12 protein-coding genes are annotated in these 13451 nt (G+C 38.2%); 5 read left to right on the forward strand and 7 right to left on the reverse strand.

The features are described from left to right. Position 1 precedes the first annotated feature (1 nt). The 4 genes from galE to RGQ13_RS16920 all read right to left on the reverse strand — a co-directional run bounded on the left by galE (position 2) and on the right by RGQ13_RS16920 (position 4944). A complete protein-coding gene (gene galE / locus RGQ13_RS16905) occupies positions 2-1024 on the reverse strand; it encodes a UDP-glucose 4-epimerase GalE (RefSeq protein WP_348390910.1) in 1023 nt (340 codons plus the stop codon). Positions 1025-1127: 103 nt separating this feature from the next. Next, on the reverse strand, positions 1128-2702 hold the full coding sequence (locus tag RGQ13_RS16910) for a sodium/sugar symporter (protein WP_348390911.1): 1575 nt from the start codon (positions 2700-2702) through the stop codon (positions 1128-1130). Positions 2703-2758: 56 nt separating this feature from the next. Next, positions 2759-3901 carry a galactokinase gene (gene galK, locus RGQ13_RS16915; RefSeq protein ID WP_348390912.1) on the reverse strand — a complete coding sequence of 381 codons (1143 nt, stop codon included), beginning with the start codon at positions 3899-3901 and terminating at the stop codon, positions 2759-2761. Further along, positions 3901-4944 (reverse strand): UDP-glucose--hexose-1-phosphate uridylyltransferase, encoded by a 1044-nt coding sequence (locus tag RGQ13_RS16920; protein ID WP_348390913.1) that lies wholly within the window; start codon positions 4942-4944, stop codon positions 3901-3903. Before RGQ13_RS16920 ends, galK begins: the two co-directional genes overlap by 1 nt. A 161-nt stretch (positions 4945-5105) precedes the next feature. On the opposite strand from RGQ13_RS16920, the gene RGQ13_RS16925 reads away from it, so the two are divergent. The 5 genes from RGQ13_RS16925 (at position 5106) to glnG (ending at position 11087) form a co-directional block, all read left to right on the forward strand. Beyond that, positions 5106-6113 (forward strand): LacI family DNA-binding transcriptional regulator, encoded by a 1008-nt coding sequence (locus tag RGQ13_RS16925; RefSeq protein WP_348390914.1) that lies wholly within the window; start codon positions 5106-5108, stop codon positions 6111-6113. Between the two features lie 244 nt (positions 6114-6357). After that, on the forward strand, positions 6358-7764 hold the full coding sequence (glnA, locus tag RGQ13_RS16930) for a glutamate--ammonia ligase (protein ID WP_348390915.1): 1407 nt from the start codon (positions 6358-6360) through the stop codon (positions 7762-7764). A 226-nt stretch (positions 7765-7990) separates the two neighbouring features. Next, on the forward strand, positions 7991-8509 hold the full coding sequence (locus RGQ13_RS16935; protein ID WP_348390916.1) for a DUF4124 domain-containing protein: 519 nt from the start codon (positions 7991-7993) through the stop codon (positions 8507-8509). A gap of 89 nt (positions 8510-8598) precedes the next feature. After that, positions 8599-9678 (forward strand): nitrogen regulation protein NR(II), encoded by a 1080-nt coding sequence (gene glnL / locus RGQ13_RS16940; RefSeq protein WP_348390917.1) that lies wholly within the window; start codon positions 8599-8601, stop codon positions 9676-9678. Positions 9679-9680: 2 nt separating this feature from the next. Further along, positions 9681-11087, forward strand: a complete 1407-nt coding sequence (gene glnG / locus RGQ13_RS16945; protein ID WP_348390918.1) for a nitrogen regulation protein NR(I) — start codon at positions 9681-9683, stop codon at positions 11085-11087. Between the two features lie 74 nt (positions 11088-11161). Here glnG and RGQ13_RS16950 read toward each other — a convergent pair whose 3' ends face one another. From RGQ13_RS16950 to efp, 3 genes are all read right to left on the reverse strand, one after another. Beyond that, entirely contained in the window at positions 11162-11551 is a 390-nt protein-coding gene (locus tag RGQ13_RS16950; protein ID WP_348390919.1) for a MerC domain-containing protein, read from the reverse strand. A 76-nt stretch (positions 11552-11627) separates the two neighbouring features. Then, positions 11628-12602 carry an elongation factor P--(R)-beta-lysine ligase gene (gene epmA, locus RGQ13_RS16955; protein WP_348390920.1) on the reverse strand — a complete coding sequence of 325 codons (975 nt, stop codon included), beginning with the start codon at positions 12600-12602 and terminating at the stop codon, positions 11628-11630. 223 nt (positions 12603-12825) lie between these two features. Beyond that, positions 12826-13395: an elongation factor P gene (gene efp / locus RGQ13_RS16960; RefSeq protein WP_348390921.1), complete on the reverse strand. Its 570-nt coding sequence runs from the start codon at positions 13393-13395 to the stop codon at positions 12826-12828. Between the last annotated feature and the right edge of the window lie 56 nt (positions 13396-13451).

A 13451-nucleotide genomic window follows, 5' to 3' on the forward strand; every position in this document is an offset into this window, starting at 1 on the left:
GTTACTCATACCCATTTGGATTGTTTGATTGCCAGCGCCAAGTATCAATCATCATATGTTCTAAGCTGCGTGTTGCCTGCCAGTTTAGTTGGCTATTTGCTTTATCAGCATCGGCCCAAAATGCGGGTAAATCTCCAGCCCTTCTCGGTGCAACATCAAATGCGATAGGCTTTTGGGTTGCTTGTTCAAATGCTTTAACGATGGCAAAAACCGAAACACCGTTACCTGTACCTAAATTGAAGGCTTCAACACCTTTAAATTGATCATTCGCATTTAACCAATTCAATGCTGCGACATGGCCTTCAGCCAAATCCATAACATGTAAATAATCTCGTTCACAACTACCGTCAGTTGTCGGGTAGTCATCACCAAAGATATTAAGCTTTTCACGCTTACCAACCGCGACTTGAGCAACATAAGGCAGTAAGTTATTTGGAATACCCTTTGGATCTTCGCCAATTTCACCGCTTTCATGAGCGCCAATAGGGTTAAAATAGCGCAGTGATATACCTCTAAAACTCGAGCTAGAAATAGCAAAGTCGGCCATTACTCGTTCTACCATGACTTTACTTGCGCCATAAGGGCTTGATGGAGTACCCAATTTCATCGTTTCAACATACGGAACATCATTCTCTTCGCCATAAACGGTAGCGGACGAGCTAAAAATAAAATTTTGCACATTATGTTTTTGCATTACCTCAAGTAAGCAAACTGTTCCATGAACGTTATTATGATAATAACGCAACGGGATTTCAGTGGATTCACCCACAGCTTTCAAAGCGGCAAAGTGAATTACAGCTTTAATTTCAAACTGTTCAAAAACAGTATTTAATTGAGTGGCATTACAAATGTCACCTTTAACAAACTCAATTGTTTTACCGGTTAGTTTATTAACTCTTTTTAAAGATTCTTCACTTGAATTACAAAGGTTGTCAAAAACAACAACGTCATATCCGCTGTTCAGTAAAGTTAAAACTGTATGCGAGCCAATATAGCCAGCACCACCGGTTACGAGTACTTTCATGTTTTATCCTTGAATTTTTAGTCGTTCATGTGAGATTTTGAATTGTTAAAAAACCCACTCGAAAGGTTCGAGTGGGTGACTAGTATTTACTTAGTGCCGTGTATTACCACCACGTTGCATATAAAGCGATCAGTATCAGTACAACACCTACAGCGGCAATATTAAATGATTTTTCAGTAACAAAACTTACTTCATCTAAGCTAACGCTGCTGTCTTGCTCTGGTGCTTTGCCCATCATAGAAACTACATAACATAACCCTAAACATAGTAAGAACACTAAGCCAACGCGATCCATAAACGGTAGTTCTGGCCAGAACTGCATGAACAAGAATGATAATGCTGCTGAGCCAAGTGCTGCCGCTAATGCGCCATTTGATGTTGCACGTTTCCAGAACATACCCATCATGAAAATTACCACAATACCTGGAGTAAAGAAGCCAGTGAATTCTTGGATGTACTGGAATGCTTGGTCAAACTTACCTAATAAAGGCTCCGAGACTACCAATGCAATACATAGTGATGCTAATGCTGCTATACGACCCACGACCACATAATGATGCTGAGATTTATTCGGCTTCATTTTGCTATAAATGTCCATAGTAAAGATGGTTGAGATACTATTGGTCATTGATGCTAAAGATGAAACAATCGCAGCAACTAAAGCGGCAAATACTAGGCCTTTAATACCAACAGGCATAAGTGCCATCATTGATGGATAAGCTAGATCTGGAGTTGCTAATCTTGGATAAAGAACTACGGCTGCAATACCCGGTAATACAACGATTAATGGCATTAAAAGTTTTAAATAAGCTGCAAAGGCAATACCTTTTTGTGCTTCTTTAAGATCTTTAGCAGCTAAAGCGCGCTGAATAATATATTGGTTGAAACCCCAGTAACTTAGGTTCATAACCCACATACCACCAATTAATACAGAAATACCTGGTAGGCTCATATAGTGTTCGTTTTCAGGGCTTAGTACCATATCAAAATGGCTAGACATATCAGTAGTTAATACACCAAAGCCAGCAAGGAAACCTTCGCCGCCTGACACAGCATCTAGTGCTAGGTAGCTTAAGAATAAGCCGCCAAAAACCAGTAATACCACTTGGATTATATCGGTATAAGCAACTGCTTTTAGGCCACCATATAAAGAATAAGCAACAGAGAATATTGCTAAGAAGATCATGCCGTACATCCAATCAACACCGGCAACGCTTTCAATTGCTAAGCCACCTAACCAAAGTACCGCCGTTAAATTAACAAAGATGTAAACCGCTAACCAAAACAAAGCAAGGGTCGTTTTAACTTTATTGTCAAAGCGTTGCTCAAGATACTGTGGCATGGTGAAAATTTCATTTTTCAAGAAGATAGGCAACATGTATTTACCTACTAATATCAAGGTGATCGCCGCCATCCATTCATAAGAAGCAATAGCTAAGCCTATGGCATAACCAGAGCCTGACATACCGATGATCTGCTCAGCGGATATGTTGGAAGCAATAAGCGAAGCACCAATAGCCCACCAAGGCAATGACTTACTTGCTAAGAAATAATCTTCTGTATTTGCACCTTCTTTCTTTTCGCTGCGAGAAATCCACAAAGCAACGAACAAAAGACAAATTACATAAGTAATAAAAATGCCGGTATCTAAAGTACCGAGCTTGTTTGTAAAATCCATAGGTTTTCTACCCTTTCGTTATTTATATTTTTTATAATTATTAATGGTGATTGTTATTATCTAAATGCGCCTTGGCTGGCAACACAAATATATATACTTGGCTGTAAACTAAATTTTTTCGAATAGTTATTATTAACAGTTTCAGTTAACTTTTCCAACATTGATGTTGGTGTTAAGGCAACGATACAGCCACCAAAACCTCCGCCAGTCATACGCACACCGCCCTTTGCGCCTAGCTCAGCTGCAACCATTTCGACCAAACCATCCATTTCTTTGGTAGTCACCTCAAAATCATCACGTAGTGAATTGTGAGAAGCTAGCATTAGCTTACTCATTAATGCCATATCTTGGTTTTTTAATGCGATTAATGCGTCAGTTGTGCGAGCATTTTCACTGACAACATGGTGAGCACGTTTATACAATACGGGGGCAATTTCAGATTTTTTAGCCTTTAATTCAGCAATCGAAACATCTCTCAATGCTGGTTTATTAAAAAATGCTGCCACTTGTTCACATTGCTCTCGACGTAAGTTGTACTCACTATCGACTAAGCCACGTTTAACGTTAGAGTTCACTATAAATAATGACAGACCGTTTGGAATAGGTGCATCTTCAAAAGACAAATCACGACAATCTAGCAACATCGCATGGTCTTTTTTACCCATAGCCGAAATTAGTTGATCCATAATGCCACAATTACAGCCGACAAATTCGTTTTCAGCTTGTTGCCCCATTTGTGCAGCTTTTATGCCATCTAAATCTAGTTGATAAAGGCTTGCAAAGGTTTTTAAGATAACAATTTCAAAACTAGCAGAGGAGCTTAAGCCAGCACCCTGCGGTACATTGCCCGCAACAACGATGTCTGCACCAAGAATATGTGGATATGTTTTTAATAAAACCTGTAATGTGCCGCGAACGTAGTTACTCCACATTTTATCTTGATCAAAACTAATATCATCTAAACGAAACTCGCTCATTTCTTGATTACAATCATAAGCAAATACTCTAACAACATTATCTGTACGTTTAGATGCAGCAATTGTAGTACCAAAATTAATCGCGGCAGGCAGCACAAAACCATCATTATAATCGGTATGGTCGCCGATAATATTTACTCGCCCTGGTGCATGACAAATTAATTGTGGGGCTTGTTTAAACTTTTGCTGAAACAAGTCTTTTACCATTTCATTTTGACTCATTATTGATTGTCCTTGTAATGCACATTAGGTAAGTCTCGTAGCCTTTGTGCCGCTTGTTCGGCAGTAAGGTCACGTTGCGCTTCTGCCATCATTTCATAACCAACCATAAATTTGCGAACAGTAGCTGAGCGCAGTAAAGGTGGAAAAAAGCTAGCGTGTAACGTCCACTGAGGATGGCCTTCACCATCAAAAGGAGCGCCGTGCCATCCCATTGAATATGGGAATGAGCTATTAAATAAATTGTCGTATTTAATCGTAATTTTTTTAATGATATCAGCCAGAGATGCCTTTTGAGATTCGCTCAGATCTGTCATTCGAGTTACAGAAAAACGAGGTAATAACAATGTTTCAAATGGCCATGCCGCCCAATAAGGTACAACAACTACCCAGTCGGCATTTTGTACAACTACTCTTTCTTGCTTAGCGACTTCTTTTATCGCGTAATCTTGCAATAAATTAGTGCCGTATTTGTTGTAGTAATCTTTTTGAGCCTGATGCTTTTTATTTACCAAAGTAGGTAATTGTTGCTGTGCCCATATTTGACCATGAGGGTGAGGGTTTGAACAGCCCATCATGCTGCCCTTATTTTCAAAAACTTGCACCCAATTGTATGTTTTGCCTAGCTCTTCACATTGAGTTTGCCAAGTATTTACAATATTAATTATTGCTTGCTGAGAAAGTTGTGGCAGAGTTTTACTGTGATCTGGAGAAAAACATATCACTCGGCTTTCACCTTGCTCAGTTGCCATTTTAAATAATGGGTCATCACTTGAGGCTAGCGGTGTATCTTGCTTTAATGCGGCGAAGTCATTAGTGAAAACATAAGTGTCACTATAATTTTCATTAATCTCTCCATTTATACGAGTGTTACCTGCACATAAAAAACAGCTTTCATCATGACTTGGCCTAACATCTTCATCTAATGTTTCAACTTGTCCTTGCCAAGGGCGTTTGGCTCGATGCGGTGAAACTAACACCCATTCATTAATTAATGGATTATACCGACGATGTGGGTGTTCAGTAGGATCAAATTTAGTATCCATATACACAATTCTCTAATTTTCATTTACACTGGATTAACCATAAGGTAAACGTTTACACTTTATCTGGCAAGTGCATTTTACATAAATATCAAAAGTTCCCTTTTATTCCTTTATTAAATAGGGTTATTATTAAGCCATGTTAATTATAAAAACGTTTACCTATGTCTACTATTAAAGATGTTGCTCGAGTAGCAGGCGTTTCAATAGCGACCGTTTCTAGGGTTGCTAATAACGGCCCGAAAGTTGGTGATAAGACTCGAACGAGGGTTTTAAAGGTTATGGCTGATATAGGCTATACACCTAATGCGAATGCACGGGCATTGGTAACACAGAAAAGCTCCACTATAGGTGTTGTTATACCTGATCTTACTGATCCATTTTTCGCATCTTTAGCTAATGGTGTTGATCAAATTGCCCGCCAACATAATATGCAATTATTACTTAGTACGGGTTTAATCTCTGCCGAGTCGGAATTACAAGCGATTAATGTACTCATTGAAAGGCGATGTGACGTGATTGTTTTACACAGTAAAAAAATTGCTAATGACGACTTATTAAAGTTAGCTGATAAAGTACCCGGATTAGTGTTAATTGATCGTTATATTGAGCAAATTTCTCATCGCTGCATCTGGTTAGATAATGAAGAAGGTGGCCGTATAGCTGCACGGCATTTGATGTCTTTAGAACATCGTGATGTTGCATGTATTAGTAGTAAATATCAGATTGATGATCCCCTAATGCGTTTACAAGGTTTTTCTGATGAACTAAATTCTGCCAACTTAACTATAGATGATGAGCTTATTGAGTACGGCGAGCCTAATTTGCAAGGTGGAGAAATTGCCACCCAAAAAATTCTTGCTAAAGGTAAACCATTTTCAGCGATTTTTGTTTACAACGATGCTATGGCTATTGGTGCAATTTCTACATTAGAAGATAATGGCTTTAAAGTACCGTCAGATATTTCTGTGATTGGTTTTGATGATGTATTGTTATCTCGATACTCAAGACCTAAATTAACTACCCTGCATTATCCTATTGAGAAAATGGCAAAGAAAGCAGCTTTTCTAGCATTGCAGTTATCTAATAAAAATGTAGATATTGATTCTAGTAGCGAATATAAATATATTCCTCAGTTAGTAAAGCGTGAATCAACAGTCTTTAAAAGTTAAATCAAAAGACCGAAAGTGATTTATCACAAAGAATGCCTGATTTATATTCGTTATAGTTATAAATCAATAAATAAAGAAGGCACGCACCATAAAGATCACTTTTTGCACCACCGCGGTGCAAAGCGATTAATATGCATTAGAAAAAACCTTATAATTCAGCGTATGTAAAGTTGGCACAATTCTGGCTTATAGATTACCAAGTAAAATTTTAATATTAACCTGCAGAATAATTACGGAGACGTTCATGTCACAAGCAGTATTAGATCTAATCAAAGATAACGACGTAAAGTTCGTTGATTTACGTTTTACCGATTCAAAAGGTAAAGAACAACATGTTTCAATTCCTCATCACCAAGTTGATGAAGATTTTTTTGAAGACGGAAAAATGTTCGATGGCTCTTCAATCCAGGGTTGGAAAGGCATTAACGAATCAGACATGGTAATGATGCCTGATGCATCAACAGCTGTTATGGACCCTTTCACTGAAGAAGCAACACTGAACCTACGTTGTGACATCGTTGAGCCTGCAACTATGCAAGGTTACAGCCGTGATCCTCGTTCAGTTGCTAACCGCGCTGAAGAGTACATGCGTTCAACGGGTATTGCTGACACTGTATTAATTGGTCCAGAGCCAGAGTTCTTCGTTTTTGATGACGTTAGATTCCACACTGATATGTCAGGTTCTTTCTACAAGATTGATGATAAAGAAGCTTCTTGGAATTCAGGTACTGAATATGAAGAAGGTAACATGGGACATCGTCCTGGTGTTAAAGGCGGTTACTTCCCAACGTCTCCTGTTGATTCATCACAAGATTTACGTTCAGCAATGTGTTTAGTAATGGAAGAAATGGGCTTAGTTGTTGAAGCACATCACCATGAAGTAGCAACTGCTGGTCAAAACGAAATCGCTTGTCGTTTTAACACTATGGTTAAAAAGGCCGATGAAGTTCAAATTTATAAGTACGTTGTTCATAACGTTGCGCACGCATACGGTAAAACAGCGACATTTATGCCTAAGCCACTAGTTGGTGATAATGGTACTGGTATGCACGTTCACCAATCACTTGCGAAAGATGGTGTTAACTTGTTCTCTGGTGATCAATACGGCGGTTTATCGCAAGATGCTATTTACTACATTGGTGGTATCATCAAGCATGCTAAAGCTCTTAATGCTTTCACTAACGCATCAACTAACTCATACAAACGTCTTGTTCCTGGTTTTGAAGCACCTGTAATGCTTGCATACTCTGCACGTAACCGTTCAGCGTCTATTCGTATTCCAATTGTGCCAAGCCCGAAAGCAATGCGTATCGAAGTTCGTTTCCCTGATCCTACAATGAACCCTTACTTAGGCTTCACTGCTATGTTAATGGCTGGCCTTGACGGTATCAAAAACAAAATCCATCCTGGCGATGCTATGGATAAAGATTTATACGACCTTCCAGCGGAAGAAGCAGCAGCAATTCCACAAGTATGTTCTTCTTTTGAAGAAGCACTTGATTCACTAGAAGCTGATAATGACTTCTTAACTGCTGGTGGTGTAATGGATATCGATATGATCAATGCTTACATTGGTCTTAAACGTGAAGAAGTGGAATTATTAAACTCTACAACTCACCCAGTAGAATTTGATATGTACTACAGCGTTTAATCGCAACTTAAAACATAAATAAGAAAGAAGCCCGCTAATGCGGGCTTCTTTGTTTTAGGTGACGTTCTGTAATTATTGCAAAGAGCACAGAATAACAAAACTGCTATAATAAAGTTTTATAGCAATTTACTAGCACTATGGTAAATATTTAGTTAAATTAGATACTAATAACTAACTGATGAATCTATCATTTAGTGTGACGATTTAAAAAGGAACATTTTAATCGATGGCAAAGTATACAGTTTTTGTAATACTGTTTTTAACACTACTGGCACCTGCAACTGCTTCAAAGATATATGTATGGCGCAATGCAAGTGGTGACTTGGTGTATTCTGATAGCCCTAAACCGGGTGCTGAAGAGATTGCCGAAGAAATTGAAATAAAGAATAAACAAACGGTTATTTCTTCTGTTAATACTACTGTGCTCGATATTAGTCCAAGAGTCGTACAGGAAGAATACCAAGTCCAAATATCTCAACCTGAAGATCATGCCACCATACGCGATAATTCAGGTTCCATTTACATCTCAGGTAGAGTTGCCCCTGTTTTCAAGCGTGGATACAAAGTGCGTTTGTTAATGAATGGCAAAGTACATGGAGAGCCTCAAACCCGTTCAGTATTTATCTTACGAGATGTTGATCGCGGCGAACATAAAATAAAATTAGAGCTTCTTAACAATCAAGGCAAGGTTATTGCATCTTCTAAAGAAAGAACTGTTTACTTGCATCGAGCTAGGGTTAATTAATCTAATTTTCTCTATTTAGGTGCAAAACACCTGACTATTTATTAAACTGCTATAAATGGTCGCACCAACTTGGTGCATTGGAGATTACCTTGTACACCAACGCTAGTTTAAAAGAGATCCGAGCTACTTATGCTCAACATCTAGTACCACAGCTTGTTACTGCTGTTGTAATAATTGATGACAACTTAAATATTCAATATTTAAACTCTTCCGCTGAAGCATTATTTTCAAAAAGCTTGAATCGTTTATATCTGAAAGGATTTCTCGATGTTTTCACTCACTGTTCAATAACATCCCAGCGCTTAGAACAAGTTCTGGTTACCGGCCAAGACTTTACCGATTCAGACGTTGTATTAGAGTTTATTGAAAACTATCACATTACCATTGAAGTAACAGCTTCGGCAGCTCTGTTTGATGGTAAAGAGCATATCCTTTTAGAATGCAAACAAATCGATAAACAAAAACAGATCAGTGCAGAAGTTTTTCAAGAACAACAATGGGAAGCTGCAAGAGATTTGATCAGAGGATTAGCTCACGAAATTAAAAATCCGCTTGGTGGTTTACGTGGTGCAGCTCAATTGCTCGACAAAGAACTTAACCCTGACCAACAAGAGTTTACTTCAATGATAATTGAGCAAGCCGACCGGTTAACCAATTTAGTCGATCGTCTGTTAGGGCCTAACCAATTACCTAAACTTGAAGTGCACAATATTCATGAAATTCTAGAAAAGGTCCGTCAGTTAGTCAGTTTAGATAATGCCAAACATATTGAAATAGAACGAGATTATGACCCTTCAATTCCCGATATAGAAATTGACACTGAGAAACTACAACAAAGCTTGCTCAACATTATTAGAAATGCGACGCAGATCCTTGATGAGAGCGGTATTATTAAGCTAAAAACTAGGATTGCCACCAACCAAACCATTAATGGAAAAAAAGTTAAGTTAGCCATTAAAATATCAATTATTGATAACGGGCCAGGTATTCCTGCTGACATACAAGATACCATTTTTTACCCTATGGTTTCTGGCAGAGCTGATGGCACGGGATTGGGACTATCAATTGCGCAAACATTAGTACACCAACATAAAGGGAAATTATCCTGTCATAGTTACCCTGGTCGCACTGAATTTACCATTTTATTGCCTTTACCGAAGAGAGTATAACCATGAACTCAGAACAAGTTTGGATTGTTGACGATGATAGCTCAATACGTTGGGTATTAGAGCGCGCTATGAAAGGAGAAAACATTAGCTGTGCCTCGTTTAGTAATGCCGATGATTTATTAGCTGCAATTGACTATAACCAGCCAGAAGTGATTATTTCTGATATCCGCATGCCGAAAATGGATGGCATGACTTTACTCGGTATTATTAACGATAAATTTCCAGATTTACCGGTAATTATCATGACTGCCCATTCCGATTTAGACAGTGCCGTAAATGCTTATCAAGGCGGTGCATTTGAATATTTACCTAAACCTTTTGATATTGATGATGCTTTAAATTTAACTAAGCGAGCGTTAATCCACGCGCAAGAGCAAAACGCCAAAAAAGCCATTGTTACCAAAACAGAAAATGGAGTTGGAATCATTGGCGAAGCGCCAGCAATGCAAGAAGTGTTTCGGGCTATTGGCCGTCTTTCACGTTCAAGTATTAGCGTGTTAATTAATGGTGAGTCTGGTACAGGTAAAGAATTGGTCGCACATGCTTTACATCTCCATAGCCCAAGAAAGAAAAATCCATTTATTCCATTGAACATGGCAGCCATTCCTAAAGACTTAATTGAGTCAGAACTATTTGGCCATGAAAAAGGAGCATTTACTGGTGCAAACTCAATTCGTCAAGGTCGCTTTGAACAAGCTCATGGCGGTACATTGTTTTTGGATGAAATAGGCGATATGCCAATTGATGTGCAAACACGTTTATTGCGAGTTCTTGCCGATGGTCAATTTTATCGCGTCGGTGGACACAATCCAATCAAGGTTGATGTAAGGATCATAGCTGCAACGCATCAAAACCTTGAAGACAGAGTAAATAAAGGAGAGTTTCGTGAAGATCTCTTTCACCGATTAAATGTGATCCGTATACATATTCCAAGCTTAAAAGAACGAAAAGAAGATATCGAACAATTGGCTAAACACTTTTTAAACCTAGCGGCTAATGAACTAGGAGTTGAGTGTAAATCTATTTCACGCGATGCAATTAAATTTATGCAACGTTGTGATTGGCCTGGCAATGTCCGCCAGCTGGAAAACACCTGTCGCTATTTAACTGTAATGGCTAGTGGCCAAGAAATATTAGAAGATGATTTACCAGAAGAGCTATCAAAGAACCCTGTTACTGCTATTTCGGAACAAACAAGTGGTGGATGGCAAGAACAATTATCATCTTGGGTAGATGAAAAGCTAAACCAAGGTTCCACTGATATATTGTCAACCGCTATTCCTGAGTTTGAAAAAATATGTCTAGATAGAGCACTAAACTTTACTCATGGTCATAAACAAGAAGCAGCTAAAAAACTTGGCTGGGGACGCAATACCCTAACTAGGAAGTTAAAAGAGTTACAAGATTAACGTTTCTAACTCATATAAATGAAAGGGGGAGCTATTTAGCTCCCCCTTTCATTTATTAATACAAAACATTAAGTTTATTCTAACTCGCCACCACACTCGTGATCGCTACAAGTTCTACAGTTATTACAAAGCTTTAAATTTACAACGTGGGCCGCAATTAAAAAACATGCACCAACGATAATCATAACTGGCTGCAAACTTTCATCAACACTGTGCTTATGCCAATAGATAAAGCCGCCTAAAAATAATAGGTAGAACGGATAGATTTTACGATGGTAGCGTTTAAAACCAGAGAAAAGTGCTATTGAACCAAGAATTAAGGTTACAAATAAAAAGATATGCTCTGATTCATGATCTCCCAGAAACTCTAAGCCAAACAAAGATAATATCGGTACTAAAACAGGCAGCAAAATACAATGCAATGCGCATATTGATGTTGCTGTAATACCAAGTCTATCTAGCATGAGTGAGTCACTGTCCTATAAAATATTTAGAACAGTGATAATATCACATATGATATATTATAACATTTATTTTTTGTTACGACCTGTTAACAGGAAAGGCTATCACTTCGTCAATACTTTTTGCTGCACATGCTAGCATTAACAACCTATCAATCCCTAAGGCCACACCTGCACAACCTGGCAAAGAATTCTGTAAAGCTGACAATAGGTTTTCATCAACAGGTTTAGGGGCTAAATTATACTCAACTCTAAGGTCGTTATCAGCTTCAAAGCGTCTACGTTGCTCATTTACATCAGTGAGTTCATGAAAACCATTCGCAAGTTCCATTCCCTTAAAATAAAGCTCAAAGCGTTCAGCAACTCGACTATCGGTATTACTTACTTTAGCAAGTGATGCCTGACTAGCAGGAAAGTTATAAACTAAACATGGAATTGTTTTACCAATATTTGGTTCAACTAATTCAACAAATAGATATTGTAATAATGTATCTAAATTATTTTCTTTTAGAACCCAATCGGCATTTAATTTATGATCTATAACGGCTTGTTTCAAATCATCTAAACTACACTGTAATGGATCAATGCCAACGAAGTTAATAAACACTTGTTGATAAGTCACTTGCTCGGCGGGTTTACACTTTAGGACTAATTCTGCTAACTCGGATACTTCAGCCATTAAATCAAAATGATCAAAGCCAATTCGATACCATTCCAGCATAGTAAATTCAGGGTTATGATTGCGCCCGGATTCTTCGTTACGAAAGGCTTTACAAATCTGATATATACAACCACTTCCTGAAGCTAATAACCGTTTCATCGCGAACTCTGGCGATGTTTGTAAATAAAGCGTTTTACCTGACTCTGCATTTGCACCAGTATCAATAAATTGAGTTTCAAAACTAACTAAATGTAAATCTGTTACTGTCGCATGTGAAAGTGCTTGAGTATCTACTTCTAAGACTTGCCTATGAGTAAAAAATTGACGAATTAATGCCAAGATCTCAGCACGTTTTTTAAGGTTAACTAATGAAGCCGTAGGTTGCCAGTTCATTGGAATATTCCCAGAATTTGATAACGTACAGAGTCATACGCCAAATCAGAAAAAGAGCGCCGTCATCCCATCATGCTTTTGGATGGGACCTCATCCAGTTATAGCGTGCTTATAAAAAGTTTGATATATTTTTTTATATCCACAGCATACGTCAGGAGGTCCCGTGTCTCGCTTTGGCTCGCACAGGATGACGGTGTATTTTTTCGACGAAAGTGTAGTTCCTCTATTTACCCGCGCGTGATACGTATTCGCCAGTTCGGGTGTCTACTTTAACTATTTCGCCAATTTGAATAAATAGTGGTACTCGTACAACGGCACCAGTGTTTAATGTAGCTGGTTTGCCGCCAGTACCAGCAGTGTCACCTTTAAGACCTGGGTCAGTTTCAGTAACTTCTAACTCAACAAAATTTGGAGGTGACACAGTAATTGGACTGCCATTCCAAAGAGTAATAGTACAAAGATCGCCTTCTTTTAACCATTTAACATTTTCACCAACAGCTTTTTCGTCCGCAGGAATTTGTTCAAATGTGTCGTTATTCATGAAATGCCAAAACTCACCATCTGCGTAAAGATAAGCTAAGTCAGTCTCCATAACATCAGCACCTTCAACAGACTCACCAGATTTGTAGGTTTTCTCAATTACTTTACCTGAGATAAGTTTACGTATTTTGATACGGTTAAATGCTTGGCCTTTACCCGGCTTTACAGTTTCATTATCTAGAATGTTACATGGTTCGCCATCGATCATTAATTTAAGACCGTTTTTGAATTCGTTGGTACTAAAGTTAGCCATAGAGTTCTCTTACTATATTTGCACTCACTAATAGATTAATATTCGTATATTAATAT

The sequence above is a fragment of the Thalassotalea psychrophila genome (genome assembly GCF_031583595.1).
Classification (GTDB): domain Bacteria; phylum Pseudomonadota; class Gammaproteobacteria; order Enterobacterales; family Alteromonadaceae; genus Thalassotalea_A; species Thalassotalea_A psychrophila.